This window comes from Streptomyces sp. NPDC005402 (genome assembly GCF_040606575.1).
Classification (GTDB): domain Bacteria; phylum Actinomycetota; class Actinomycetes; order Streptomycetales; family Streptomycetaceae; genus Streptomyces.
In genome coordinates, this window is sequence record NZ_JBEXFB010000004.1 from 122,045 (window position 1) to 148,127 (window position 26,083).

A 26,083-nucleotide genomic window follows, 5' to 3' on the forward strand; every position below is an offset into this window, starting at 1 on the left:
GAGATCCTGCCGGGACAGGGTTGTTCGCTTTGACCACGAATGTGTATCGGGTCTGCGGCGACTGCATCGGCGCGGGAAAGGCCGAAGAGGGGCGCTCCTGGGGAGTGGGGTGCATTCTGGTCTCCGGCTCCGGGTGAGATACGGATTCGTAGAGGATACGGCCGCTGTTGACGCAGGTTCGAAGTTGCTGGGCCAACTCAGCCGAAGGGATTCACGGCGGCTGCGCGGTCGGCGAACTCCCCGGCGGCATTACGCGCCCTGTCGACGCTTTCGTGGAACTTCTCGGAGGCGTACTGGACGTCGTCCGTGACGAGACGGGCGCCTTCCGTGTACAGCCCTTTCGCGCCCATCACCGCTTCGTAACCGCGCGCCGTCCATGACCTGGGATCGACGTAGTGGGAGACCGTGTTGCCCGCGCCGTCGATCACGGGCCTGACGGAGTCGGCGATCGCCGGAATGCGACCCAGAGGTGTGTTCTCGACCAGCGTCGGCATGAGTTTCTGGAACGGCTTGTCCAGCAGCCCGGCACCCGCCCGGTACAAGGTGGAGTCCCCGAACTCCTTGGCGACGGCGACCGCGAAGCGATCCTTGAGGGTGTCGGCGGTGACGTGGATGGCATGCGCCTTCGAGCCGAGCTCACCCCAGTTCCGCATCACCCATTTCTCGGCGTCCTCGCCGAACTTCGCGGTTCCGCCGACACTCTCGACGATGTCACCCGCACGCTTCCAGGAGTCGGCGGCCTTCACCCCGAAGTCGAGGACGTTCATGGGGATCTTGACGCCGGTGAACGTTCCCTTGGCCACCTTTCCGACGCGAGCCAGGTCACCGAAGGGGATGAAACCGGCCAGGTCGAGACCGATGTCCATCCAGTTGCCCTTCTTGGAGCCGGCCGCCCAGCCGACCCCGTGAAAGGCGAGCGCCCCGCCGTTCAGCACCATGCCGATCGCCTCGAAGGCGATCGCGCCGATCACCGTCTCGGAGAAGACGACGGCCAGGACGTCGCACGCGGCGCTGGCGTAACCGAGCCAGTCACCGATCTCGTAGATCGTGTCGGCGTGCTCCTGTATCCATTTCCAGACGTCACCGGCGAGATCCTTGATCTTGTCGCCAAGGCCGTCGAGGGCGTCCATGAAACGGTCGAAGAGGCCCGGTTCGTCAGGGGCGCCCTCGGCAGCCCTGCGAACGGCCTCGGCGGCCGCACGCGCGGCCTGCTCGTGCTCACTGAGCAGGTCCTGGGCCCTTTTGATGATGGCGTTGAGGTCGCCGGTGGCCTCGTCGACCCGTTTGACGGCGTGGTCGAGCGCCTTCTGGGCGTTGTCCAGGGCGGCCTGAGTGTCGAAGGTCCGGCCCGCCAGCCGGAGATCCGGGTTGGACTTCGCCTCCTCGAGCGCACGGCGAGCGTCTTCCGCTTCCCTCTCGTAGCGGGCGGCGAGCGTCTGGAAGTCGGTGAGTTGCGTGTGCCAGGTGTTCAGGGCATGCGCGGCCTCGATCAGCGATGCGTGTCCGTCGGCGAGGTATTTCGGCAGCTCTCCGACCTTCTTGGCGAAGCCGGCCGCGGCGTCGCCCTCCCAGGCGCCGTCGGCTTTGCCCACGCGGGTGAGTGTGCTGTGGGCACTGTTCAGTTGGTTGCCCACCTTGCTGAGAGCCGTGACGAGCTGTGCCACTGATGGCGGCACGCCGGGGGCCGGGTCGAAACCGAGCGCGTCGTAGGTCTGTGTGCTCATGCGTGTGTCTCCCTCGACGCGATCAGCCGAACGGGTGTGCCTGCGGGACGAGGTCGTCCCCGACTGCGGGGTCGTCCTCGGCGTCGCCGAAGGCAATGGTGTCGGCGATGTCCGCGAGGACTGCCTGGTAGTGGAAGAGATCCTGGACGTCGGCTGTGCTCAGACACAACAACAGGAGCCGGTCCTCCTCCGGGAACGGCAGCCAGAGCTCGACGCGCACGAAGAATCTCTCCTGCTCGCCGTCGGCGAGTGTCCAGACCGCGCGGGAGCCGGCGATGTGCACGACGGCCGGACCGGCGGGCAGGGTGACCAACTGGGCTTCGCCGTCCGCGCTCTGGTCGAGCGTTTCCGCGATGCCGGCCGCCGCGATGTGGGGAGCGGGATTGTCGAGATCGCGGACGCTGACGGTGAGCGTGCAACGACTCACCCGCTCGGGCGGCTGCGACCCGTCGGCGGTCCCGCCGATGGGGAAGATCCCGAGGGCTTGGTAGACCGTGCCCCCGGCCGCGAGCCGCTGGGAGTTCACGCCGTACAGGGCGGCGGTGAATCTGCGGATCGGCTCCAGCTCGTCCTGTTCGCCCCAGTAGCCGCGGGCGAACTCCCGCATCCGCTCGTCGAAGGTTTCCTCCTCGACGCCTGTGCCGATGGGTATCGGATGAAACTCCGGCTGAACCAGGAAACGGAGTGCCGCAGATGCGGGTTCTCGGTCCCGTATCACTTGGCGTCAGCCTTCCCGGCTCCCCTGAAGGCCTCGGCAATCTGGTCTTCCAGCGCCTCGTAGATCTTGCGAGACGCTGAGAGCCCTTCGGTGACGCCACCGGTGGCATCGGCGATCAGACCAATGCCGTAGCCCCACTTTTCCTGGAAGTCGTCGCAGGCCTGCTCCAGTTCGGCATAGCCCGACCCCTTGGGGCCGATGTCCTTGAGCTGCTTCATCGCCGAACGCATCTCATTGGCACACTCGCTGAGCTGTGTGGTCAGCTGAGCGAGCGCCTCCAGTTCAACCTTGTAATAGCCAGCCACGGTTGTCGTACTCCCCCGATGATGTCTGCGCGCCGCCACCCGACCGAAGAAACGGCACATCATCCTATGCTTCTGACATCTCGCCAGGGTGTTCGATCCTAGGCCGTACACAGACCCTTCACCGGCCGCCTCTCGGTCACTCCACGATCGTCATCCCGTGTTCGGCCGAGTTCAGCCACCGCCCGTCGTCCTCCGTGCACGTCACCCCGTCCGCGATCCGTACGCCGAAGCGGCCCGGCAGATATACGCCCGCCCCGATCGAGAAGCACATGCCGGGGACGAGGACGGTCTCGTCGGTCTCGGTGAGGTGCGGCGGCTCGTGTGGGGTGATTCCGACGCCGTGGCCGGTGGGTTCGGTGGCGTACTCGCCGTATCCGGCGTCCCTGAGCAGCCGGCGCGCCCTGCGGTCGATCTCCTGGCAGGTCATGCCGGGGGCGGTCGCCTCGACGGCCGCCTGCTGGGCTGTGCGGACGGTGTCGTGGACCGTGCGTTGCTCCTCCGTCGGTTCGCCCACGTGGAGGGTGCGGGCCGTGTGCGAGTAGTAGCCGTCCATCCGGCCGCCGAAGGCCAGGATCACCATGTCGCCCTTCTTGAGCGTCCGGTCGCCCGACCTGTGGTGCGGGTTCGCGCTGTTCCGGCCGGACGCCACCGTCGTGAAGACCTCGCTGAGGCCCTGTTCGTGGAGCGCGTGGGCCAGGTCGGCGGCCACGTCGGACTCGCCGCGGCCGGTGAAGCGGGCGGCGAGGATCTCCTCGTACGCCGCGTCCGCCGCCGCTCCCGCCGCCGTGAGGCGGGCCACCTCGTGGGCGTCCTTCACCGCGCGGAGCAGGGGGAGTACGACGGTCAGGGGGCGGTAGGCCGTCAGCGGCAGGGCCTCCTGGAGGCCGAGGAGGTGGAGGGCCCAGGTGGTGTCGGAGACGCCGTAGCGGCCGTTGGGGAGGAGGAGGCCGGTGGCTGCCGCGTACGGGTCCTGGCCGTCGCGCCAGTCGGAGACGCGGAGGGCGTTCGCGCCGGGGGCCGCTTCCGCGTCGGGGCGTTCGAGGGACGGGACCAGCAGGCGGGGTTCGGAGCCGGGGCTGAGGACGAGGAGGGTGAGGCGTTCCGTCGTCGCGGTGGGGCGGTAGCCGCACAGCCAGGTCAGGTCGGGGCCGGGGGTGATGAGCAGTCCGGCCAGGCCGGCCTCGGTCGTGTCCCTGGCCGCCCTGGTCATACGGGCCGCGTAGTCCTGTTCTGTGAAGGGGGCGGGCGTGTCGTTCATCGGGCTCCTCCGACCGCTGCCGTCGTCCGGTTCATCGTCGGAGGAGTGGGGTGCGGGGTGCCCGGGGGCGTAGACCGACCGGGTGACAGTTCGGCGCTGTGCTCACCGTGGGTGAGTCAGGCGTGGCCGTGCCCCAGCGAACGTTCCGTCACCCTCGTCAGATGGCGGTGGAAGACCTCGCGCGTGTCCGGGGTCAGCGTGCGCAGTGCCACCAACGCGGTGATCACCACGTCGCACAGCTCGCCCTGGACGTCCTCCCAGGTGTGGCTGACGCCCTTGCGGGGGTTCTGGCCGATCGCCCCGATGACCGCCTCGGAGACCTCGCCGACCTCCTCGGAGAGTTTCAGCATGCGCAGGAGGAGGCCCTCGCGGCCGCTCACCGGCTGATCCGACTCCAGCCAGGCCCACAGGGCGTAGACGGACTCCCAGAGGTCACAGTCGTCCGGAGAGGGGGTGGTGGCCTGATCACTCATGTGGAGCAGCTTGTCATGGGTGCCGGCGGGCAGGGGGCCGGGCGCCCGCCTCCCAGAAAGGTCAGGCCAGGGGGGCCGGCTGGTCTGTCCACTCCCCGAACTACTCCCCGAACAACGCCTCCTCCTCCTCGAACAGCGACGCCTGCCCGTCGTCGCCCCCGCTCTCCTTCTCCCGCAGCCGCCGGTTCCGCGCCCCCACGACCAGGGTCGTCACCAATGCCGTCGCTCCGAGCGCCACCGGCACCATCCAGCCCCGGTTCACCGTGTGGCCGAGGGCGTGGTCCAGGGAGATGCGGCCGGGTCCGGTGACAGCGAGTCCGGCCAACGTCAGGCCGAGCGAGGCCGCGTACTCGTAGCCGCCGCCCGCGTTGAAGAAGCCGTTGGGTGCGTGGACCGCGGACGCGCCGGCCATCGCGCCGGCCGCCGCCGCGCCCGCCGCCGGGGTTGCCAGGCCCAGGGCCAGCAGGGTGCCGCCGCCCGCCTCGGCAAGGCCCGCCGCCGTGGCGCTCGCCTTGCCCGGCGCGTAGCCGACGGACTCCATGAACTGGCCGGTTCCCTCGAGGCCACCGCCACCGAACCAGCCGAGCAGTTTCTGCGCGCCGTGGGCGGCCAGTACACCCCCGGTTCCCAGCCGGAGCAGCAGCAGGCCCAGATCGCGTCGGTCGTAAGCGGTCACGATGACTCCCAGCACAAGAAGTGGAACGAGACCCCCCTCGCGTTTCCACCGTCGCACCGCTCACACCTGCCCGGAACACTCGCGCGGCCGTTCGGGTGGCGGGCCCGGGGGCGCGGTGTGAGTCTGGCTGGCATGACGATTCAGACCGCCCGATTCAGCGACCCGGCCGTCCGTGCCTTCGTTTCCGCCGTCAACGCCCATGACCGCGAGGCCCTCCTGGCCCTGCTCGCGCCGGGTGCGACCATGGCGGACGACGGCAGCGACCGTGACCTCGGCGAGTGGCTCGACCGGGAGATCTTCTCCTCCAACGGCCATCTCGACGTCGACAACGAGTCCAACGGCGGCCGTTCCCTCCTCGCCCACTACCGCAACGACGCCTGGGGCGAGATGCGCACCCGCTGGGACTTCACGGTCGGCGACGACGGCAGGATCAGCCGCTTCGAGACCGGCCAGGCCTGAGAGTCGTACAACCCGGGTGCGGAAAGCCCTTGCCTTGAAGCGCACTTCAACTCCTAACGTTCCGGGGCATGGAGATCACACGCACTTTCGGCCGCTCCGGCATCCAGGTCAGCGCGCTCGGCTTCGGCTGCTGGGCGATCGGCGGCGAATGGCAGGACGCCGACGGGCAGCCGCTCGGCTGGGGCAAGGTCGACGACGAGGAGTCCGTACGGGCCGTCCGGCGCGCCCTCGACCTGGGCATCACCTTCTTCGACACGGCCGACACCTACGGCGCCGGGCACAGTGAGCGGGTGCTCGGACGGGCGCTGGGCAAGCGCCGTGACGACGTCGTCCTCGCCACCAAGTGGGGCAACGTCTTCGACGAGGACACCCGCACCCTCACCGGTTCCGACCACACACCGGAGTACGCCCGCCGCGCTCTCACCGCGTCCCTGGACCGCCTGGGCACCGACCACATCGATCTGTACCAGCTCCACCTGTCCGACCTCGACCCGCTCCTCGCGGCCGAACTCCGGGACCTGTGCGAGGAGTTCGTGAGTGAAGGGCTCATCCGCGCCTACGCCTGGAGCACCGACGACCCGGCCCGCGCCGCGGTGTTCGCCCAGGGGGAGCACTGTGCGGCCGTACAGCACGCGCTCAACGTGATGCAGGACGCTCCCGAAATGCTGGCACTGTGCGATGAGTTGGAGCTCGCGAGCGTCAACCGCAGCCCGCTCGCCATGGGGTTGCTCGCGGGCAAGCGGCAACGTCCGCAGGACGCCGGGGACATCCGCAGCAAGCCCCCGGCCTGGCTCCAGGGCTTCGGTGACGGCACGTCGGCCGACCCGGAGTGGCTGTCCCGTATCGACGCGCTCAAGGAGATCCTGACGAGCGACGGCCGTACCCTCGCCCAGGGCGCGTTGGCCTGGATCTGGGCCCGCAGCCCGAGGACGGTCCCGATCCCGGGCTTCCGCTCGGTGACCCAGGCGGAGCAGAACGCGAGCGCGATCGAGAAGGGACCGCTCGCCGCGGACCGGTTGACCGAGATCAACCGGATCCTGGAACGGTAAGCGGCCCAACCCCTACTGCGCGTAGGACTGTTGCTGATCGGTCAGCGTGATCTGCCCCGCCTTGATCGTCGCCAGCCGCGGCGCCCGCCGCGCGATCGACGAGTCATGCGTGACCATGATGAACGTCAACCGGTACTCGTGCCACAGCCCTTCCAGCAACGCCATGATCTCGTCCCGCATCGACTCGTCGAGGTTGCCGGTCGGCTCGTCGGCGAGCAGCACCTTCGGCTTCTTGACCAGCGCCCGCGCGATGGCCACCCGCTGCTGCTGCCCGCCGGAGAGTTCGGCCGGCGCGTGGCTGAGCCGCTCGCCGAGACCGACGGACCGCAGTGCCTCGGCCGCCCGCTCACGCCGTTCCGCCGGCTTCACTCCCAGCGGGACCAGCGCGGTCTCGACGTTCTCCTGCGCGGTGAGCGTCGGGATGAGGTTGAACGACTGGAAGATGATGCCGATCTTCTCGGCCCGCAGCCGGGTCAGCTTGGCCTCGCTGATCTTCGCGAGGTCGACGCCGTCCAGCTCGACGCTGCCCTCGGTGGGGCGGTCCAGGCCGCCGATCATCTGGAGCAGCGTGGACTTGCCGCCGCCGGTGGGGCCCTGGATGACCAGCTGGTCGCCGTCCTCGATGGTGAGGTCGACGCCGCGCAGTGCCTCGACGGTCTCCTTGCCGCGCGTGTAGCGCTTGGTGACGCCGGTGAGTCTGTACATGGGAGCTCCGTAGGAAAGAAGTGTGGGTGGGGCCCGCCCCGGGGGGAGTGGAAGCGGGCCCCGGCTCGAGGGGGAGGGTCAGGACACGCTGCGCAGCGCGTCCGCCGGCCGCATCCGGGAGGCCCGCCACCCGCCCATCGCCCCGGCGATCAGCCCGCCGGTCACCGCGAGGCCCACGGCGAGCGCGATGGTGGTCAGCGAGACCGGCGCCGACAGTGCGATCTCCATGGTGTTCCGGGTGGCCTGCCCGCCGGGGCCGCCACCACCCGGGCCGCCCGCGCCGCCACCGCCACCGGTGCTGCCGAGCTGCGCGGTCAGCTTGGGGCTGATCATGGTCACCGTGTACGCGGCCGCGAGGCCCAGGCCGATGCCGAGGGCGCCGCCGAGCAGGCCGTTCACGATCGACTCGCCGACGACCTGCCGGGTGACCCGGCGACTCGGCCAGCCGAGCGCCTTCAGGGTGCCGAACTCCCGTACCCGGCGCGAGACCGCCGAGGAGGTCAGCAGCGCGGCCACCAGGAACGCGGCGGCGAGCACGGCGACGGAGAGCCACTTGCCGACGCTGGTCGCCAGGTTGGAGGCGGTGGACAGTGACCCGGAGACGGTCTCCGCGAGGTCGGCGGAGGTCGTGACGGTCGTACCGGAGACGTTCTTCTGGATCGCCGCCTTGACGGAGTCGATCTGCTGGGAGTCGGTCGCCTTGACGTAGATCGTGGTGACCTGGTTCTTGGCGTCGGCCAGCGTCTGGGCCTGCTTGAGCGGCAGGTAGACGTCGGTGGTGGATTCGCTGCTGTCGGGCGTCGCGATGCCGATGACCGTGTACGTGGTGCCGGAGATCTTCAGGGTCTTGCCGACCTTGAGGGAGTTCTCCTTGGCGTACGACGTGCTGACGACGGCGACCTTCGCGTCGGTCTGCGCGGCCGTGAACGTCCTGCCGGTGGTGATCTTCGAACCGGCCAGCGGGCCGAGCGTCTGGTCGGTGACGTCGACGCCGGCGACGGAGTAGGAGTTCACGTCGAAGTCGGCGCCGCCGCCCTGGACCTGGGGAGCGGCGGTGCTGTTGCCGCCGGAGCCGCCGGCCGGGCCGCCCTGGCCGCTGTTCCCGGTGTTTCCACCGGAACTCTGCGCCTTGCCCTGGGTGAACGAGCCGTCGACCTTGGTGACGTTCAGGGTCAGCGCGCCCACCGCGCTCGCCACGCCCTTCTGCCGGGCGACCTTCGTGACCACACTGGACGCCAGGGCCTGACCGCCCTGGGTCATCACGCGGTCGGAACTCTGCGTGGTGTCGCTGTCGTTGGAGCCGGCGTCGAACTGGAAGTTCGGTCTGCCCGAACTCCCGGACGTGGGGGCCGTCCTGGTCTTGGTGACGGTCATGTCGGTGCCGAGGCCGTACAGCGACTTCAGGACCTTGTCCTGAGCCTGAGTCATGCCGGCCGACACCGAGTTGACGGTGATGACCAGCGCGATACCGAGCGCCAGACCCAGAGCGATGACCAGGGCCGCCTTCTTGCGCCGGCCCAGCTCGCGCTTGAGATAGATGCCAAACATCCCGTTCCTCGAAGGTTCTTGGCGCCCGCTGTGGGCGCGCCCTCAAGGTAGGGACGAAGGATTGCGGGGCCGTGAGGAAGGGATGTGCGCAGGCTGGGAAGGGATGTGCGCGAGCTGAGAATGTGCGCGGCGGCCGTCCACGGACCGGTGCGTACCTCGCGGTCCCACGCGAGATCCACCCCCATCCGGTCCATGGACGGCCGCCGCGCTCCCCCCTCGGGTGAGGTCGACGGAACGCCACCCCTCAAGTGTGAAGCTCTTGTGGAGGACGCGTGATGAGCATAAGCCGCCAACCGGTCGCGGCGGGGTGGAAGCAGATATTCCGTTTGTGGAAATCGGCTGCTCAGCCACGTCCCACATATGGCATCGCCGTCGCGAGTACCGTCGCGAACTGCACGTTCGCCTCCAGCGGCAGCTCCGCCATGTGCCGCACCGTGCGCGCCACGTCGGCCACGTCCATCACGGGCTCCGGCACGACCTCACCGTTGGCCTGCAAGACCCCGGCCCCCATGCTCGCGGTCATGTCGGTCGCCGCGTTCCCGATGTCGATCTGCCCCACCGCGATGCCGTACGGTCGCCCGTCCAGCGAGAGCGACTTGGTGAGGCCGGTCAGCGCGTGCTTGGTCGCGGTGTAGGCGACGGAGTGCGGCCGGGGCGTGTGCGCCGAGATCGAGCCGTTGTTGATGATCCGGCCGCCCCGCGGGTCCTGCTCCTTCATCTGCCGGTACGCCGCCTGCGCGCACAGGAACGCCCCGTTGAGGTTGGTGTCCACCACGTGCCGCCACGCCTCGTACGGCAGCTCCTCCACCGGCACCCCGCCGGGCCCGAACGTCCCCGCGTTGTTGAACAGCAGATCCACCCGCCCGAACCGCTCCACGGCGGCGGCGAACAGCGCGGTCACGTCGTCGGGCCGTGACACGTCGGTGCGTACGGCGATCGAGGTGCCCCCGGTGCCTTCGGGAGCCAGCGCCGCCGTCCCCTCCAGCGCCTGTGTCCGCCGGCCTGCCAGGGCGACCGACCAGCCCGCGCGCAGCAACTCCACGGCCACCGCGCGGCCGATGCCGGAGCCCGCGCCGGTCACCACCGCGATCCTCGAATGTTGCGCAGTTCGCATGGCGTTCATGGTCCCGCAGCGTACGGGAGGGCTCGAGCGGGGTCCGTCATGCGGAACTCATCCGTCCGCCATCTGAGTGTTGTGTACGTGTCAAGCAGCCGTTGTCCCCGGCCACTCCAATTGGCTCCTGCATCCATCAGTCAGGGGAGGACCGGATGACACTCGACACCCGCCCGTCACAACACGCCCCCGAACTGCGCGCCGCCGCACGGCACATGGGCCGCCGCCGCTTCCTGACGGTCACCGGCGCCGCCGCCGCGCTCGCCTTCTCCGTGAACCTGCCCGCCGCCGGCACGGCGAGCGCCGCCGAACTCGACGCCGCGAAGATCACCGAGAACCCCTTCACCCTCGGCATCGCCTCCGGCGATCCGCAGTCCGACTCCGTGCTCCTGTGGACCCGCCTCGCCCCGGTCCCCTTCCAGTCGGACGGCGGCCTCCCGGCCGAACGCGTCCTGGTTCACTGGGAGCTGGCGCACGACGAGGGATTCCGCCGGATCGCCAGACGCGGCACGGCCGTCGCGCACCCCGAGTTCCACCACACCGTGCACGCCGAGGTCGGGCACCTCGACGCCGACCGCTTCTTCTACTACCGCTTCCGGGTGGGCAGGTGGATCAGCCCCACCGGCCGCACCCGCACCGCACCGGCCCCCGGCAGCCGCGCCGCGGCTCTCACCTTCGCCGCGGTCTCCTGCCAGGCGTACACCGACGGCTACTTCACCCCGTACGGCCATCTCGCCGCCGAGGACGTCGACATGGTCTTCCACCTCGGGGACTACCTCTACGAGTACGCCGTCAACTCGGTGGGCGGATACCGCAACTACACCGACCGCACACTCCCGGCGGTCTTCAACCGCGAGACGGTCACCCTGGAGGACTACCGCCTGCGCTACGCCCTCTACAAGTCCGACCCGGACCTGATGGCCGCGCACGCCGCACACCCCTTCGTGGTCACCTGGGACGACCACGAGACCGAGAACAACTACGCCGACGACATCCCCGAGAACGACGTGCCGCCCGAGGAGTTCCTGCTCCGCCGCGCCGCCGCCTACCGCGCCTACTGGGAGAACCAGCCGCTGCGCCGCCCGCAGCGGCCCGCCGGCCCGGACATGCGGCTGTACCGGCGCCTGCACTGGGGCCGGCTCGCCCGGTTCGACGTCCTCGACACCCGCCAGTACCGCTCCGACCAGGCCTACGGCGACGGCCTCGACCTGCCGGGCCCCGAGATCGACGACCCGGCGCGCACCATGACCGGCGAGACCCAGGAGCGGTGGCTGCTCGACGGCTGGCGCACGTCACGGGCCCTGTGGAACGTCGTACCGCAGCAGGTGAACTTCTCGCAGCGCAAGCTCGACCTCACGGACCCGGCCCGGCTGTCGATGGACGCCTGGGACGGCTACCGGGCCTCCCGCCGCCGGATCCTCGACGGGGCGAAGGCGGCCGGCATCGACAACCTGATGGTCCTCACCGGTGACGTGCACGTCGCGTACGCCTACGACATCAAGGACGACTTCGACGACCCGGCCTCCCGCACCCTCGGCACCGAGATCGTCGGATCGTCGATCTCCAGCGGCCGGGACGGCGCCGACAAGCCCTCCACCTGGGACACGTACACCCGGGCCAACCCGCACATGAAGTTCTACAACGGGCTGCGCGGCTACGTGACCGTCGAGCTGGGCCGCGAGCGGGCCCGGGCCGACTTCAGGAGCGTGCCGTACGTGACCAGGCCCGGGGCGCCGATCGCCACGGCCGCGTCCTTCGTGACGGAGGTGGGGAACCAGGGGCTCACGCCGACGTGAGTTCCGTCTCGCCGACCTCGCCGGGATAGCGGACGCCTACGCGGTCACGGATCGCGTCCAGCGTCCGCATCACCGCGAGCGTGCCCTCCAGCGGCACCAGTGAGGACTCCGTCTCACCGGCCCGCAGCGCGCGCATCACCTCGCGGGCCTCGTGCTTGAGGCTGTTGCGGGGCCCGTCGGCCGGGTCGGCGACGAACTCCTCGGGGTCCCGGCCGTCGCGGTGCAGGACGAAACGGTCCGGGTGGAAGAAGCCGTCGGGGATGTCGATCCGGCCCAGCGAGCCGGTGACCGACGCGATCGTGGCCGTGCCGCCGGTCAGCGAGCAGTGCAGGGACGCGAGCGCCCCGCCGTCCCAGGAGAGCAGCGCGCCCGTCTGGAGGTCCACGCCCTCCTCGGAGAGCACCGCCTTCGCCGTGACGTCCGAGGGCTCCCCGAGCAGCAACTGCGCGAACGACACCGGATACACCCCGAGGTCGAGCAGAGCGCCCCCGCCCTGCGCCGGGTCCCGCAGCCGGTGCGAGGGCGGGAAGGGGCCGGCGAGCCCGAAGTCGGCCTGCACGGTGCGCACCTCGCCGATCGCGCCGTCGTCGACGAGGGCCTTGAGCCGCCGGACCATCGGGTTGCAGTACATCCACATGGCCTCCATGAGGAAGCGCCCGTGGTCCTTCGCGAGCCGGACCAGTTCCTCGGCCTCCCGCGTGTTCAGCGTGAACGCCTTCTCGCACAGGACATTGCGCCCGGCCTCCAGGCACAGCCCGGCCGCCGCGCGATGCGCCGCGTGCGGAGTGGCGACGTACACGACATCGATGTCCGTGTCCTCGGCCAGGGCGCCCCAGTCGCCGTACGCCCGCTCGATCCCGAACCGTTCCGCGAACGCCTTCGCCGAGGCCTCGGACCGCGAGGCCACCGCGACCACCTCCGCGTCCGGCAGATCCACCAGGTCCGCGGCGAACGCCGCCGCGATCCCGCCCGTCGCCAGAATCCCCCAGCGCACCTTCTGCTCCGTCATTCCCGGCTCCACCCTCGCTCACCTGACCGTCGCCACCCTGTACGAGCTGAGAGCATAGGTGGCGGATCAATCGGAGAGGGAGGGGCACATGCCCGAGCAGGGGGCACCGACACCGCGCCTGGAGCAGCAGGCGGCCGCACCGGGCGCGGACCCGCCCGCCCTCGCCGTGCGCCGCACCGGTCTGCTGGTCACCCTGCTCCTCGGCGGCCTGACCGCCACGCCCCCGCTCGCGATGGACATGTACCTGCCGTCGCTGCCGGAGGTCACCGACTCCCTGCACGCGCCCGCCGCCACGGTCCAGCTCACCCTCACCGCCTGTCTGCTGGGCATGGCGCTCGGGCAACTGGTGGTCGGCCCGATGAGCGACCGCTGGGGCCGCAGGCGCCCGCTGCTCGCCGGTCTCCTCGTGTACGTCGTCGCCACCGCGCTGTGTGCCGTCGCGCCGACCGTGGAGTTCCTGGTCGGCTTCCGGCTGCTCCAGGGCCTCGCGGGCGCCGCGGGCATAGTGATCGCCCGGGCCGTGGTCCGGGACCTGTACGACGGCGTGGCGATGGCCCGGTTCTTCTCCACTCTCATGCTGATCGGCGGGGTCGCGCCGATCGTGGCGCCGCTGATCGGCGGGCAGATCCTGCGGGTGACGGACTGGCGGGGCGTGTTCGTGGTCCTGACGGTCATCGGGGCGCTGCTCGCGGGCCTGGTGTGGGCGAGGCTGCCCGAGACCCTCCCGTCGGCCGAGCGGCACACCGGAGGCGTCGTCGACGCCCTGCACTCCATGCGCCGCCTCCTCGCCGACCTGCCCTTCACCGGCTACATGCTCACCGGCGGCTTCGCCTTCGCCGCGCTGTTCGCCTACATCTCGGCGTCCCCGTTCGTGGTCCAGGAGATCTACGGCGCCTCCCCGCAGACCTTCAGCCTGCTGTTCGGCGTCAACTCGGTCGGCCTTGTCGTGGTCGGCCAGATCAACGGCAAGGTGCTGGTGGGCCGGGTCGGCCTGGACCGGGTCCTGGGCGTTGGCCTGCTCACCGTGACGGCGGCGGCCGCGGCCCTGCTGCTGATGACGACCGGGGTCTTCGGCGAGGTGGGCCTGTTCCCCGTCGCCGCCGGCCTCTTCGTCCTGATGTCCGCGATGGGTGTCACCTTGCCCAACGCCCAGTCCCTCGCCCTCCTGCGCACCAAGCACTCCGCCGGTTCCGCGTCCGCCCTGCTCGGCACGTCCTCCTTCCTGATCGGCGCCATCGCCTCCCCACTGGTCGGGATGGCCGGAGAGGACACGGCCGTCCCGATGGCGGTCGTCCAACTGGCGGCTGCACTGGTAGCGCTCCTGTGTTTCATGGCAATGTGCCGTCCTTGGAACAAGCGTGCGACTGCGGAGGATGGGGGTTTCCCCGTGCGAGCGGATTCGAGAACGGGGGAGGAGCACTGAGCGCACCGAGACTGCGCACCGACACACCGGAACGAGCCGGGCTCGACCCCGAGGAACTCCGACGGCTCGTCCGGGATTTCCGCGTCCTCACCACCGGCGAACGCCCCTGGACCCCGGGCGCCGTCCTGGTCGCGGGGCGCGGCCCGGTGATCGCCGTGGAGGAGGCGTCGGGCTGGGCCGTCCGCTACGCGACCTACGACCCCGAAGCCGACGCGGGCGTGGAACTGCCCCCCGAGGCACGTGTCCCCGCCCGGGTGGACACCCCCTTCGACCTCGCGTCCCTCACCAAGCTGTTCACGGCCGTGGCGGCGGTGCAGCAGATCGAGCGCGGCACGCTGGGCATCGACGCGCGGGTGGGCGCGTACCTGCCGGACTTCACGGCGGCCGCGACGCACGGGATCACCGTCCGCGAACTGCTCACCCACACCTCGGGACTGCGCCCCGAACTCCCGCTCCACGACTGCGACGACCACGAGGACCGCCTGAACCTCCTGCGCGCCGAGCCGCCCGTCGGAGTCCCCGGCACCTACACCTACTCCGACCTCAACCCGCTCCTCCTCCAGCACGTCCTGGAACGCATCACCGGCCGCCCTCTCGACGTCCTCTTCTACGAGGGCATCACCCGCCCCCTCGGCATGACGTCCACCCGCTTCGGCCCCTGCCCGGAGGCAGCGGCCACGGAGGACCAGCGCCGCCCGTGGGCCAAGGCGGACCGGGGGATGCTGCGGGGCGTGGTCCACGACGAGAACGCGTGGTCGCTGGGCGGGGTGGCGGGCCACGCGGGCCTCTTCTCGACCGCCCGCGACCTCGCGATCTTCTGCCGGGCGCTGCTGGCGGGCGGCGCGTACGGCCCCGCCCGCATCCTCGGCCCGGACTTCGTGGAGCTGCTGCTGACTCCGCCGGGGCTGGGGTTCGCCATCGACCAGAAGTGGTTCATGGGGGAGCTGGCGGGGCGGGGAGCGGCGGGCCACACGGGCTTCACGGGCACGTCGCTGGTCCTGGACCCGGCGACGGACACCTTCGTCGTCCTGCTGGCCAACACGGTGCATCCGAGAAGACGCCCACCGGACAACCGGCCGCGGGCGGAGATGGCGACGAGGGTGGCTCGGGCGGTGAGGGGGGCGTGAGGGCGGCGTGAGGGGCTTCGCTCTCCACACCGGTCCAGGCCGTCTCAGCCCGTCTGAGAGTGCCCCCTCTGGCGGAGTTCTAGTACGAGGCCCCTCAAGGACCGACGGGTCCGGGGGCCCAGCCCCCGGGCGGGTCGAAGGGGCGGCACGTCTGGGGACGGGACGGGACGGGTAGGGGCGGCGGGGGCGAGAACCCGCGAGGCCCCAGCCCCCACACCGCGAATCCCAGCCCCCCACCGCCCCCCTCTAGAATCACCGGGTGACCGCCCCCGCACCCTCGGCCGAGACCCTTCGCAGCACCCTCGCCACCCTCCTCGACGGCCTCCCGCCCAAGCAGGCCGCCCAGGCCGTGGACCGCCTGATCGCCAACTACCGCGGAACCACCCCCACGGACGCCCCCATCCTCCGCGACCGCGCGGACGTAGCCGCCTACGCCGCCTACCGCATGCCCGCCACCTTCGAGGCCGTCCACGCGGCCCTGGAGGCACTCGCCGAGGCCGTCCCCGACTGGACCCCCGCCGACCACACCGACGTCGGCGGCGGCACCGGTGCCGCGACCTGGGCCGTCACCGCCACCTGGCCCGGCGACCGGGCGGTCACCGTCCTCGACTGGTCCGACCCCGCGCTCGCCCTCGGCCGCGAGATCGCCACCGCCAACCCGGCCCTGCGCGACGCCCACTGGCAGCGCGCCCGGATCGGCAAGGACCTCACCCTGCCCGCCACGGACCTGGTGACCGTCTCGTACGTCCTCAACGAACTCACCCCCGACGACCGCACCGCCCTCGTGGACACCGCGGCGGCCTCGGCCCGGGCGGTCGTGATCGTCGAGGCCGGCACCCCCGCCGGGTACGCCCGCGTCATCGAGGCCCGCGACCGCCTGATCGCCGCCGGCTTCCGTGTCGCCGCGCCCTGTCCGCACAGCGCCGCCTGCCCGATCGTCCCCGGCGAGGACTGGTGCCACTTCTCGGCGCGGGTCAGCCGTTCCTCCCTGCACCGCCAGGTCAAGGGCGGCTCGCTGCCGTACGAGGACGAGAAGTTCAGCTACGTCGCCGCGACCCGCCTCCCCGCCACCCCGGCGACCGCCCGGGTGATCCGGCGCCCCCAGATCCGCAAGGGCCAGGTCCTCCTCGACCTCTGCGAGCCCGACGAGCGGCTGACCCGCCGCACGGTCACCAAGCGCCACGGCGACCTGTACCGGGCGGCGCGGGACACGGCGTGGGGCAACCCCTGGCCCCCGGCGGACCGCTAGGACCTGTCGTTCGGTTCAGCTCGGTGTCGCGGGGTCTGGGTTGACCAGGACGCGCCGTTCCTCACAGCCGACCCGATCCGAACGACAGGCCCGAGCTCCGATCCGCGGCGGCCGCCGGTCAAGCCTGTGGTTCCCCCGCCGCGTCCGCTTCCCGCTTCTCCTGGAGTTTCCGCACCAGCTCCCGCTTGTGGGCCTGCGGGTCGCGCGCGCCGCCGATCCGGCCGTCGCGGTTGCCGCCGCGCAGGGCCTTGCGGCCGATGTTGCTGCGGGTGCCGCCGACTCCGAGCATGCCGCCCGTTCCACCTCGTGCCATGACCTGCCCCTTTCGCTCCGTCAGCACTGAACGAGACGTATCGTCTCGCCTGACGTCACTCACTCTCCAGCGAGACGCACCGTCTTGTCAACCTGGTAGGTTCGCCCCATGGCCACCCAGAGCTCCAAACAGCCCGCCCCCGACACCACCCGTCGTAGCGAGAGGTCCCGCCGCGCCATCTACGACGCCGCCCTCGACCTCGTCGCCGAGGTCGGCTACCCGAAGACCACGATCGAGGGCATCGCCGCCCGTGCCGGTGTCGGCAAGCAGACGATCTACCGCTGGTGGTCGTCGAAGGCGGAGGTGCTGATGGAGGCGTTCCTCGACCTGAGCGAGCAGGCGGCACACGAGGCCGGTCCCGAGGGCGCGTACGCCATTCCGGACACCGGTGACCTCGCCGCCGACCTCAAGGCCGTACTGCGGCTCACCGTCGACCAGCTCAAGGACCCCCGCTTCGAGGCCCCCTCCCGCGCCCTGGCAGCCGAGGGCGTCGTCAACGAGGAGGTCGGCCGGGCCTTCATGACCAAGCTCCTCGAACCCTCGCTCCAGCTGTACGTCGACCGGGTGCGCGCCGCCCAGCAGGCCGGCCAGGTGCGCCCCGAGATCGACCCGCGCATCGCCCTCGAACTCTGGGTCTCCCCCCTCGCCCAGCGCTGGCTGCAGTACACCGGCCCGATCGGCTACGACTACACCGACACCCTCGTCGACTACGCCCTCCACGGCATCGCACCCCGCTGAGCCGTACGCGGTCATCGCGCACTGGTTCCCCACCCCTCATATCCGCTCAGGGCCCCCCGAAGCAGAGGAAGGTGGGACCATGAGGCATGCTGTTTTGCACGACAGCGAGGCGAGGGTGGTAGATGAGCGCGGAGTCGGGAGGCCGGAACGGCCTGCAGGGCAAACTCACCCAGTGGCTGCGCGGACGCCGGCCGAAGGAGACCGCCGCCGGGGACGAGGGCGGCCGTGAGGCCCTGCTGCTGGCCGCCGCCTCAGCGGGACTCCCGCTCGCGCCCGCCGCGCATCCCGCCCCCGGATACCGCTGTTCCTGCGATCGGGTCGGCTGTCCCACGCCCGCCCGTCATCCCGTCTCCTTCGCCTGGCAGACCCAGTCGACCACCGACCGCGCGCAGATCGAGCGCTGGGCCCGACACCAGCCGCAGGCCAACTTCATCACCGCGACCGGCCTGGTCCACGACGTCCTCGACGTACCCCTGGAGGCCGGCCGGGAGGCCCTGGAGCGGCTCCTGGACGCCGGCATCGACGTGGGCCCGGTCGCCGAGAGCGACGACGGGCGGCTCCTCTTCTTCACCCTCACCCGCGGCACCCCCGAGGACGAGGACGAGTGGTGGCCGTGCGAACTGGACTGCCACCCCGAGACGGCGGACGAACGCCCCGGCCTGCGCTGGCACTGCCGCGGCTCCTACGTCCTCGTACCGCCCGCCCGGCTGCCCGGCGACCAGTCCGTGCACTGGGTCCGCGGCCTCGAACACCCGCTGCCCGACCCGCTGACCCTGCTGGAAGTCCTCACCGACGCCAGCGCCCGCCACGAGCGCGAGGAGCCGGACCACACGAACGCGGCCTGGCCCCTGCGCCGGTAGCGGCCCGGCCTCCGGGCCGCTACGAGCCCTTCGCGGACGTCAGGCCCTGGATCCGGCCGAGCACGGAGACCTTCTGGTCGCCCGAACCCTTCGACGGGTCCACGGCCACCGAGTTGGAGACGATCTCCATCGTCAGGGACTGCTTGATCTCGCCGGTCGTCAGGGCCCGCACGTCGTCGGTGGTGGAGATCGAGGTGCCCGGGGCGGCCGTCTGCTTCGTGAAGAGATGCGTGGCGAAGAACACCAGCGCCCCGCCGTCCGCCGTCCGCAGGGCCAGCGGCGCGTAGTCGCCGTTCGTCATCGGTTCGTCGATGTACTGGGTGACCAGACCCGGCCGTTTGCCGTCCTTCTTCCGCGCCGCCCGCCAGGTGCTGGTGTACGCGCCGTCCGCGAAGGTGTCGCCGCCGCTCTTGAGGTAGGTGGCGTACTCCTGGCCCAGCTCGCCGGGCGGGACGGCCAGTTCGGCCGAGTTCACCGGCACGGTCTCGGCCCAGCCGTCCGCGTCCTTCTTGAACTCCGGCACCTGGCCCCGGGCCACCAGCGTCAGATACGACACCTGGAACGGCTCGTCCATGCCGTCGCGGGTGAACACGAGCAGCCAGCGCGCGGTGCCGCCCTTGTTTCCGGCCGCGTCGGCGACGAACCAGCGCGGCCAGCCCGCCTTCTTCGGGATGGTGTACGTCACGTCCGACAGCTTCAGCGGCGTGTGCGTGGCGTTGCCGCTCGGGCTGTTGACCTTGCCGGCCTTCAGCCGCGCCGCGTCGATGGCGCCGAGCGCACCCGTGACATGGGCGGCGTCCAGCGAGCTGTCGTACGCCTTGTCCGCCGCGTTGTACGCGTTCGTGAACTGCTGGAGCGCCTTGGCGGCCTCCGCCTTCGTGGTCGCGGGAAGCACCTCCCGCTCGCCGTGCACCACCATGCATCCGCTCGCCGTCAACGACAAAGCGGTCACACAGGCTGCTATCAGTGCGCTCCGGTCAAGCCTGCGGAGCCTTCGAGGGCCGCGATCCCTGCTCATCAGGTGCCTTCACCTTCCCCTTCCCGGAGGCGAACCCTACCGGGGCGAGGAAGAGCGCGAGCGTCGGGATCAAGTACAGCAGCCACACCGTGACCTGAAGGACGGTCGGGTCCGGCTGGAAGTTGAACACGCCCTTGAGGAGCGTGCCGTACCAGCTGTCCGGCGGGATGGTGTCGCTGATGTCGAAGGCCCGGTCGGTCAGGCCGGGCAGCCAGTTGGCCTCCTGCAGGTCGTGGAAGCCGTACGCCAGCACACCCGCGGCCACGACGACCAGCATGCCGCCGGTCCAGGTGAAGAACGTGGCCAGGTTGATGCGCAGGGCGCCGCGGTAGAACAGCCAGCCCAGGAAGACCGCTGTGGCGATACCGAGGGCCGCGCCGAGCAGCGGGCGCGGGGTGCCGTCGCCGGCCGCGTGCACGGACGTCCACACGAACAGGGAGGTCTCCAGGCCTTCCCTGCCGACGGCGAGGAACGCGGTGGCGACCAGGGCGCCGGTGCCCATCTGCAAGGCGGCGTCCAGCTTGCCGTGCAGCTCGGACTTCAGGTGCCGGGCGGTGCGCCGCATCCAGAAGACCATCCACGTCACCAGGCCGACCGCGATGACCGACAGGGAGCCGCCGAGGGCCTCCTGCGCCTCGAACGTCAGCTCCTGGGAGCCGAATTCGAGCGCGCACCCGAAGCCGAGGGCGAGCGCCACCGCGACGCCGATGCCGATCCAGATGGGCCGCAGGGCGTCCCGGCGGCCCGTCTTCACCAGGTAGGCGATGAGGATGCAGACGACCAGGCTGGCTTCCAGGCCCTCGCGCAGACCGATCAGGTAGTTGGAGAACACGGGTCAGGCCTCCTTGGAGAACAGCGTGCTGCCCCACCAGTCGTCCTGGTCACGGACGCCGGGCGGGACGGCGAAGACCGCTGAACCCACGTGCTGGATGTACTCGTTGAGCGCGTCGGTGGACAGATGGCGCTGGATGCGGATGAAGCCCTCGCGGACGTCCTTCTGGTACGCGAGGAAGAACAGGCCCGCGTCCAGCCGGCCGAGGCCGTCCGTGCCGTCGGTGAAGGAGTAGCCGCGACGCAGGATCGTCGCCCCGCCGTTGGAGTCGGGGTGCGCGAGCCGCACGTGCGCGTCGGGCTTCATCGCCGGCAGGAACGGCTTGTCGCGCTCCTTCGCCTTGCCGACCGGGGCGCCCTCGCCCTTGTCGCGGCCGAAGACGTCCTCCTGTTCCTGCAGGGAGGTGCGGTCCCAGGTCTCGATGTGCATGCGGATGCGGCGGGCGACGAGGTAGGAGCCGCCGGCCATCCAGTCCGCGTCCTTGCCGTCCGCCCACACGAACTTCTTCAGCCGGTCCGTCTCCGTGCCCGCGATGTTGCGGGTGCCGTCCTTGAAGCCCATCAGGTTGCGCGGGGTCTGCGCGTCGGGCGTGGTCGAGGACGTCTTGCCGAAGCCGAGCTGCGACCACCTGATGACGACCTTGCCGAAGCCGATCCGGGCGAGGTTGCGGATCGCGTGCACGGCGACCTGCGGGTCGTCCGCGCAGGCCTGGATGCACAGGTCGCCGCCGCTGCGGTTCTTGTCGAGGTTGTCCCCGGCGAACTGGGGGAGGTCGACGAGCGCCTCGGGCCGCCGGCCGGCCAGGTCGAACTTCGTGAAGAGGGAGGGGCCGAAGCCGATCGTCAGCGTCAGCCGCGACGGCTTGAGCCCGAGCGCCTCCCCGGTGTCGTCCGGCGGGGCCTCGGCGAGGCCGCCGTACGCCCCCTCACCGACCGCCTTGCCCGCGGTCATCCGCCGGGCGGCCGCCGTCCAGTCCTTGAGCATCTGCACGAACTCGGCGCGGTCGTCGGTCGTCACGTCGAACGCGGCGAAGTGCAGCCGGTCCTGCACGGGCGTGGCGATGCCGGCCTGGTGGGTGCCGTGGAACTCCACGGCGGCACCCGCGTCGGCGGCGGTCGGGGTGATGTCGTCCCCGGTGCGGGTCATGGCGACCGTGCCACCGGCCGCGGCGGCACCGAGCGCGAGCCCGGCCCCGCCCCACCCGATGAGCGCGCGGCGCGAGGGAGCCGTGGTGTTTTCCGTGTCCGTCATGGCCCCCGCCTCAGGCGGACTTGGTGACGACGGCGGCGGCGAGCTTGGACAGCGGTTCCGCGAGCGCGTTCACACCGTCCGACAGCTGCTTGCGATCGGCGTCGCCGACCTTGTCGTACGAGGTGAAGTCGTAGGACGACTTGTCGGCGCGGTACTTGTCCAGCAGCGCGTCGATCGCCGCGAACTGCTTGTCGAGCTCGGTGACCAGGGCGGCGTTGTTCTCCTTGGCGACCGGCTTCAGCAGTTCGTACGACTTCTCGGCGCCTTCGACGTTGGCCTTGAAGTCGACGAGGTCGGTGTGCGAGTAGCGCTCCTCCTCGCCGGTGACCTTGCCGGTGGCGACCTCGTCGAGGAGCTCCTTGGCGCCGTTGGCCATCGAGGTCGGGGTGATGTCCGCCTTGCCGACCCGGTTCTGCCAGTCGGTGAGGTCGGTGATCAGCTGGTCGGCGAGGGCCTTGTCCTCGGCGGTGATCTTCTTGTCCTGCCAGAGGGACTTCTCCAGGCGGTGCCAGCCGGTCCACTTCTGGCCGTCCTCCAGGCCGTCGGCCCGGACATCGACCTTGGGGTCGATGTCCCCGAAGGACTCGGCGACCGGCTCGGTGCGCTCCCAGCCGATGCGGGAGGGGGCGTAGGCCTTCTTGGCGGCCTCCAGGTCACCGGCCTTGACCGCGGCGGCGAAGGTCTTCGCCAGCGGCAGGGTCGCGTCGGCCTGCTCCTGGGCGTACTTGCGGTACGAGGCGACGGCCGCGTCCAGACGCGGGTCGCGCTTGGCCGCGGTCCCGCCGGTGGCCTTGACCTCCTGGCGTATGCCGTCGCCCTTCATGCCGGGCTTGCAGGCGATCGTGTAGGCACCGGCCTTCACCTCGGCGGTGACCTTCTGCTTGGTGCCCGGGCCGATGTTCTCCCGCTCGGTGACGATCCGGTCGTCCGGGAACAGGACGTAGACCTCGGTGACCTTGGAGCCCTTGTTCTCGATCGCGAGCTCCACGTGGCCGGCCGGGAACTCCTTCTTGGAGATCTCGCACTTGCTGTCCGTGGCGGTCACCTCGATCACGCGGTCGCTGTCGCCGGAGCTTCCCTTCTCCGTGCACCCCGTGACGGCGGTCAGGGCCGCCACGGCGGTGGCGGTGACGACGGACAGTCTGGCGGCTCGCATGCGGGCTCCTGGTGCTGGCTGAAACATCACGTGACGGGCATCACAAAGTAAGTGAGGCTAGCCTAACTTATCTGAGGCTTACCTGAGTGATACCGCGGGATGGCTCAAAACAGACACCAAGGGAAGGTCAAAGGAAGTTCAAAGGTTCGGCGCCGGGGGCGTGCGCCCTTACCCGTCCCATGGTGCTGCGAGGCGGATGTTTCAATTCCCCCGTGACTGACTACGACGTGCTGCGCGTCTTCTGTGCGGCGAACGGCGGCTACGGCAACGAGCTGGGCGTCGTCCGCGAGGGGTCCGTGATGCCGGACCGGGACGAGCGGCAGGCGTTCGCCGCGAAACTCGGGTTCAGCGAGACCGTGTTCGTCGACGATCCCGAGCGCGGCGTCATCGACATCTACACGCCCTCCGTGCGGCTGGCGTTCGCCGGGTACCCGTGCGTCGGCGCCGCCTGGTTGCTCGACGTGCCCGAGCTCGTCACGCCCGCCGGAGTCGTCGGCACCCGGCTCGACGGGGAGTTCAGCTGGATCGAGGCCCGGGCCGAGTGGGCGGCGCCGCGGACGTTCCGCCAGTACGGCACCGCCGCCGAGGTGGACGATCTCGCCGTCCCGCCGACGGGAGAGTGGATCTACGCCTGGGCCTGGGAGGACGAGGCCGCCGGGCGGGTCCGGGCCCGTGGCTTTCCCGGCCGGGGCGACGGTGTCGAGGAGGACGAGGCCACCGGAGCGGCGGCACTCCAGCTCACCGACACCCTGGGGCGCGCCCTGAACATCGTCCAGGGCGCCGGCTCCCAGATCCTCACGGCTCCGCAGCCGGGCGGCTGGGTCGAGGTGGGCGGACGGGTCTTCCTGGAGCGCTGAGCACCCACCCGCTACGGCAGCGTCAGGATCTCCGCCCCCGTCTCCGTCACCACCAGGGTGTGCTCGAACTGGGCCGTCCGCTTGCGGTCCTTCGTGACGACCGTCCAGCCGTCGTCCCACATCTCGTACTCGTGCGTCCCGAGCGTCAGCATCGGCTCGATCGTGAACGTCATGCCGGGCTGGATGACCGTCGTCGCGTGCGGGCTGTCGTAGTGCGGGATGATCAGGCCGCTGTGGAAGGACGAGTTGATGCCGTGGCCCGTGAAGTCGCGGACGACGCCGTAGCCGAAGCGCCTGGCGTACGACTCGATGACCCGGCCGATGATGTTGATCTGGCGGCCCGGCCTGACCGCCTTGATCGCGCGCTCCAGGGACTCCCGGGTCCGCTCGACCAGCAGGCGGCTCTCCTCGTCGACGTCACCCACCAGGTACGTCGCGTTGTTGTCGCCGTGCACCCCGCCGATGTACGCCGTCACGTCGAGGTTGATGATGTCGCCGTCCCGGAGCACGGTGGAGTCCGGGATGCCGTGGCAGATCACCTCGTTGAGGCTGGTGCACAGGGACTTGGGGAAACCCCGGTAGCCGAGTGTCGACGGGTAGGCGCCGTGGTCGCACATGTACTCGTGCGCCACCTTGTCCAGTTCGTCGGTGGTCACCCCGGGGGCGATCAGCTTCGCGGCCTCCGCCATCGCCCGGGCCGCGATACGGCCGGCGATCCGCATCGCCTCGACGGTCTCCGGGGTCTGCACCTCCGGACCCTTGTACGGCGTCGGCGCGGGCTTGCCGACGTACTCGGGGCGACGGATGTTTCCGGGCACGGAACGGGTGGGGGACAGTTCCCCGGGCACGAGCAGCGACTGGCCAGACATGCGGACGAGTCTATCCAGCGGCGATGGGGGAACATGTCGGTGGCGAGAGGAGCAGGTCATGTCCTTGTTCAAGAAGCGCACGGTCGGCAAGCCGGGCGAGTGGTACTACTGCCTGGAGCACAAGAAGGTCGAGGAAGGGCCCGAGTGCCCGGCCAAGGACCGCTTCGGGCCGTACGCGAGCCGTAAAGAAGCGGAGCAGGCGATGGAGACGGCCCGCGAGCGCAACCTTGAGTGGGAGAACGACCCCAAGTGGCACGACGCCCCGGCGGGGGGCCGCGACGACGACTGATCACACCTGGGCGGCGGCTCGCTGCTTTCGCACCCGTGCCGCGTGCTCGTCCGTGCGGGCGTCGTAGGACATCAGTTTCGGCAGGCACAGGGCCAGCAGGCCCACCGCCCCCGCGCACAGCACCCCGCCCGACCAGACCGACGTCCGCACGCCCCACCACGCGGCGAAACCACCGCTGCGGACCTGACCGACGGTCGGGCCCACCGAGTACGACAGCAGCTCGATCCCGGCGAGCCGTCCGCGCAGCTCGTCCGGGATCGTCTGGTTCCACATGATCCCCCGGAAGATCCCGCTGACCATGTCGCAGCCGCCGGCCACGGTCAGGAACAGCAGCACCAGCCACACGTCGTCCATGACTCCGGCCGCCGCGATCGCCAGGCCCCACAGGGCGGCCGACAACACCACCATCCGCCCGTGCCGGTGGATCCGCGCGGTCCAGCCGCTGACCAGGCTCACCAGCAGGGCGCCGAGCGGGACGCTCGCGTACATCAGGCCCAGCGACCACTCGGCGTCCAGTTCGTCCGCGAGGAACGGCAGCAGGGCCAGCGGCATCGCCAGGAACATCGCCGCGAGGTCGACGGCGTAGGTGCCGAGGAGCTCCTTGCGGCTCCAGGCGTACCGCGCGCCCTCCGCGATGGCCCTCAGGGAGGGTTTCGCCGCTTCGTGGGAGGCGGGGGCGGCCGCGATCCGCACGACCAGCGCGACCGAGACGACGAACGTCAACAGGTCCGCGCCGTACGCCCAGCCGAGGCCCGCGTACGCCACCACCACACCGGCCAGCGCCGGGCCCGCGACCCCGCCGACCGTCCAGCGGAAGGAGTTCAGCGAGGCCGCCGCCGGGAGGTGGTCGTGGGCCACGATCCGCGGCCAGAGGGAGTCGAGCGCCGGGCGCTGCACCGAGACCAGGGCGGAGGACAGGGCGGCGACGACGTACAGCGGCCAGACGGCGGGCTGCGGGAGCAGCGCGTTGAGCAGCAGGGCCGCGCTCAGCAGGCCCTGCCCCACCTCGGTCCACACGATCAGCTTCCGCTTGTCCCAGGCGTCCGCGAGCGCCCCGCCGTACAGGCCGAAGACGAGGAGGGGGATCAGCTCCACGGCCCCGATCGCGCCCACGGCCGCCGCCGAGCCCGTCAGGTCCTTCAGCTGCACCGGCAGTGCCACGAAGGTCAGGAAGCTGCCGAAGTTCGAGATCAGCCCCGAGTACCACAGCCGCCTGAAGTCCCGGGAAGCCCGCCAGGGGGCGAGGTCGGGGAGCATCGCGCGCAGG

The 26,083-nt window shown here is 70.7% G+C and carries 27 protein-coding genes; 10 read left to right on the forward strand and 17 right to left on the reverse strand.

What is annotated here, in order from left to right; genetic code table 11:
• Window positions 1–197 precede the first annotated feature (197 nt).
• The 6 genes from ABZT02_RS08975 to ABZT02_RS09000 all read right to left on the reverse strand — a co-directional run bounded on the left by ABZT02_RS08975 (window position 198) and on the right by ABZT02_RS09000 (window position 5,154).
• Window positions 198–1,724, reverse strand: a complete 1,527-nt coding sequence (locus tag ABZT02_RS08975) for a putative T7SS-secreted protein (RefSeq protein WP_356015733.1) — start codon at window positions 1,722–1,724, stop codon at window positions 198–200.
• Window positions 1,725–1,746: 22 nt separating this feature from the next.
• The gene (locus ABZT02_RS08980) at window positions 1,747–2,331 is read right to left on the reverse strand and encodes a hypothetical protein (RefSeq protein ID WP_356015735.1); all 585 of its coding nucleotides are present in this window, start codon (window positions 2,329–2,331) and stop codon (window positions 1,747–1,749) included.
• Between the two features lie 107 nt (window positions 2,332–2,438).
• Window positions 2,439–2,747 (reverse strand): hypothetical protein, encoded by a 309-nt coding sequence (locus ABZT02_RS08985; protein ID WP_356015737.1) that lies wholly within the window; start codon window positions 2,745–2,747, stop codon window positions 2,439–2,441.
• Between the two features lie 136 nt (window positions 2,748–2,883).
• Window positions 2,884–4,005 carry a Xaa-Pro peptidase family protein gene (locus tag ABZT02_RS08990; RefSeq protein WP_356015739.1) on the reverse strand — a complete coding sequence of 374 codons (1,122 nt, stop codon included), beginning with the start codon at window positions 4,003–4,005 and terminating at the stop codon, window positions 2,884–2,886.
• A gap of 116 nt (window positions 4,006–4,121) precedes the next feature.
• Window positions 4,122–4,478: a MazG-like family protein gene (locus tag ABZT02_RS08995; protein ID WP_356015740.1), complete on the reverse strand. Its 357-nt coding sequence runs from the start codon at window positions 4,476–4,478 to the stop codon at window positions 4,122–4,124.
• 100 nt (window positions 4,479–4,578) lie between these two features.
• Window positions 4,579–5,154: a DoxX family membrane protein gene (locus tag ABZT02_RS09000; RefSeq protein ID WP_356015742.1), complete on the reverse strand. Its 576-nt coding sequence runs from the start codon at window positions 5,152–5,154 to the stop codon at window positions 4,579–4,581.
• Between the two features lie 132 nt (window positions 5,155–5,286).
• Here ABZT02_RS09000 and ABZT02_RS09005 point away from each other — a divergent pair, with 132 nt between their 5' ends.
• Together ABZT02_RS09005 and ABZT02_RS09010 are read left to right on the forward strand one after the other, a co-directional pair.
• Complete coding sequence (locus ABZT02_RS09005; RefSeq protein ID WP_356015743.1) at window positions 5,287–5,613, forward strand: nuclear transport factor 2 family protein; 327 nt, start codon at window positions 5,287–5,289, stop codon at window positions 5,611–5,613.
• A gap of 68 nt (window positions 5,614–5,681) precedes the next feature.
• On the forward strand, window positions 5,682–6,662 hold the full coding sequence (locus tag ABZT02_RS09010) for an aldo/keto reductase (RefSeq protein WP_356015746.1): 981 nt from the start codon (window positions 5,682–5,684) through the stop codon (window positions 6,660–6,662).
• 12 nt (window positions 6,663–6,674) lie between these two features.
• On the opposite strand, the gene ABZT02_RS09015 is transcribed toward ABZT02_RS09010, so the two are convergent.
• From ABZT02_RS09015 to ABZT02_RS09025, 3 genes are all read right to left on the reverse strand, one after another.
• On the reverse strand, window positions 6,675–7,367 hold the full coding sequence (locus ABZT02_RS09015) for an ABC transporter ATP-binding protein (protein WP_356015748.1): 693 nt from the start codon (window positions 7,365–7,367) through the stop codon (window positions 6,675–6,677).
• A gap of 78 nt (window positions 7,368–7,445) precedes the next feature.
• Entirely contained in the window at window positions 7,446–8,915 is a 1,470-nt protein-coding gene (locus tag ABZT02_RS09020) for an ABC transporter permease (protein ID WP_356015750.1), read from the reverse strand.
• A 343-nt stretch (window positions 8,916–9,258) separates the two neighbouring features.
• Window positions 9,259–10,038: an SDR family oxidoreductase gene (locus ABZT02_RS09025; RefSeq protein ID WP_356015752.1), complete on the reverse strand. Its 780-nt coding sequence runs from the start codon at window positions 10,036–10,038 to the stop codon at window positions 9,259–9,261.
• Between the two features lie 146 nt (window positions 10,039–10,184).
• Here ABZT02_RS09025 and ABZT02_RS09030 point away from each other — a divergent pair, with 146 nt between their 5' ends.
• On the forward strand, window positions 10,185–11,825 hold the full coding sequence (locus ABZT02_RS09030; protein ID WP_356015754.1) for an alkaline phosphatase D family protein: 1,641 nt from the start codon (window positions 10,185–10,187) through the stop codon (window positions 11,823–11,825).
• Here the strand turns inward: ABZT02_RS09030 and ABZT02_RS09035 are convergent.
• A complete protein-coding gene (locus tag ABZT02_RS09035; protein WP_356015756.1) occupies window positions 11,812–12,834 on the reverse strand; it encodes a Gfo/Idh/MocA family oxidoreductase in 1,023 nt (340 codons plus the stop codon). The genes ABZT02_RS09030 and ABZT02_RS09035 overlap by 14 nt on opposite strands.
• Window positions 12,835–12,922: 88 nt before the next feature.
• On the opposite strand from ABZT02_RS09035, the gene ABZT02_RS09040 reads away from it, so the two are divergent.
• From ABZT02_RS09040 to ABZT02_RS09050, 3 genes are all read left to right on the forward strand, one after another.
• Window positions 12,923–14,257, forward strand: coding sequence for a multidrug effflux MFS transporter (locus ABZT02_RS09040; protein ID WP_356015757.1), 1,335 nt, complete (start codon window positions 12,923–12,925; stop codon window positions 14,255–14,257).
• Window positions 14,254–15,384: a serine hydrolase domain-containing protein gene (locus ABZT02_RS09045; protein WP_356016322.1), complete on the forward strand. Its 1,131-nt coding sequence runs from the start codon at window positions 14,254–14,256 to the stop codon at window positions 15,382–15,384. The genes ABZT02_RS09040 and ABZT02_RS09045 overlap by 4 nt, the downstream gene beginning before the upstream one ends.
• 259 nt (window positions 15,385–15,643) lie before the next feature.
• Window positions 15,644–16,633 carry a small ribosomal subunit Rsm22 family protein gene (locus ABZT02_RS09050; RefSeq protein ID WP_356015759.1) on the forward strand — a complete coding sequence of 330 codons (990 nt, stop codon included), beginning with the start codon at window positions 15,644–15,646 and terminating at the stop codon, window positions 16,631–16,633.
• A 118-nt stretch (window positions 16,634–16,751) separates the two neighbouring features.
• Here ABZT02_RS09050 and ABZT02_RS09055 read toward each other — a convergent pair whose 3' ends face one another.
• The gene (locus ABZT02_RS09055; protein WP_356015762.1) at window positions 16,752–16,946 is read right to left on the reverse strand and encodes a DUF6243 family protein; all 195 of its coding nucleotides are present in this window, start codon (window positions 16,944–16,946) and stop codon (window positions 16,752–16,754) included.
• Window positions 16,947–17,054: 108 nt separating this feature from the next.
• Here ABZT02_RS09055 and ABZT02_RS09060 point away from each other — a divergent pair, with 108 nt between their 5' ends.
• Both ABZT02_RS09060 and ABZT02_RS09065 read left to right on the forward strand, forming a co-directional pair.
• Complete coding sequence (locus tag ABZT02_RS09060; protein WP_356015763.1) at window positions 17,055–17,684, forward strand: TetR/AcrR family transcriptional regulator; 630 nt, start codon at window positions 17,055–17,057, stop codon at window positions 17,682–17,684.
• Window positions 17,685–17,806: 122 nt separating this feature from the next.
• Window positions 17,807–18,544, forward strand: coding sequence for a bifunctional DNA primase/polymerase (locus ABZT02_RS09065; RefSeq protein WP_356015765.1), 738 nt, complete (start codon window positions 17,807–17,809; stop codon window positions 18,542–18,544).
• A 19-nt stretch (window positions 18,545–18,563) separates the two neighbouring features.
• Here ABZT02_RS09065 and ABZT02_RS09070 read toward each other — a convergent pair whose 3' ends face one another.
• From ABZT02_RS09070 to efeO, 4 genes are read right to left on the reverse strand one after another with little or no spacing between them, the layout of a single operon-like run.
• Window positions 18,564–19,562 carry a hypothetical protein gene (locus tag ABZT02_RS09070; RefSeq protein WP_356015767.1) on the reverse strand — a complete coding sequence of 333 codons (999 nt, stop codon included), beginning with the start codon at window positions 19,560–19,562 and terminating at the stop codon, window positions 18,564–18,566.
• Entirely contained in the window at window positions 19,522–20,394 is an 873-nt protein-coding gene (gene efeU, locus ABZT02_RS09075; RefSeq protein WP_356015769.1) for an iron uptake transporter permease EfeU, read from the reverse strand. Before efeU ends, ABZT02_RS09070 begins: the two co-directional genes overlap by 41 nt.
• A gap of 3 nt (window positions 20,395–20,397) precedes the next feature.
• Window positions 20,398–21,645, reverse strand: coding sequence for an iron uptake transporter deferrochelatase/peroxidase subunit (efeB, locus tag ABZT02_RS09080; RefSeq protein ID WP_356015771.1), 1,248 nt, complete (start codon window positions 21,643–21,645; stop codon window positions 20,398–20,400).
• 10 nt (window positions 21,646–21,655) lie between these two features.
• Window positions 21,656–22,801, reverse strand: coding sequence for an iron uptake system protein EfeO (efeO, locus tag ABZT02_RS09085; protein WP_356015772.1), 1,146 nt, complete (start codon window positions 22,799–22,801; stop codon window positions 21,656–21,658).
• Between the two features lie 212 nt (window positions 22,802–23,013).
• Here efeO and ABZT02_RS09090 point away from each other — a divergent pair, with 212 nt between their 5' ends.
• Window positions 23,014–23,658, forward strand: coding sequence for a PhzF family phenazine biosynthesis protein (locus ABZT02_RS09090; protein ID WP_356015773.1), 645 nt, complete (start codon window positions 23,014–23,016; stop codon window positions 23,656–23,658).
• A gap of 11 nt (window positions 23,659–23,669) precedes the next feature.
• Here the strand turns inward: ABZT02_RS09090 and map are convergent, their stop codons facing one another.
• Window positions 23,670–24,527: a type I methionyl aminopeptidase gene (gene map / locus ABZT02_RS09095; protein ID WP_356015776.1), complete on the reverse strand. Its 858-nt coding sequence runs from the start codon at window positions 24,525–24,527 to the stop codon at window positions 23,670–23,672.
• 58 nt (window positions 24,528–24,585) lie between these two features.
• On the opposite strand from map, the gene ABZT02_RS09100 reads away from it, so the two are divergent.
• Complete coding sequence (locus tag ABZT02_RS09100; RefSeq protein WP_356015778.1) at window positions 24,586–24,816, forward strand: hypothetical protein; 231 nt, start codon at window positions 24,586–24,588, stop codon at window positions 24,814–24,816.
• On the opposite strand, the gene ABZT02_RS09105 is transcribed toward ABZT02_RS09100, so the two are convergent.
• Window positions 24,817–26,073, reverse strand: coding sequence for an MFS transporter (locus tag ABZT02_RS09105; protein WP_356016323.1), 1,257 nt, complete (start codon window positions 26,071–26,073; stop codon window positions 24,817–24,819).
• Window positions 26,074–26,083 lie beyond the last annotated feature (10 nt).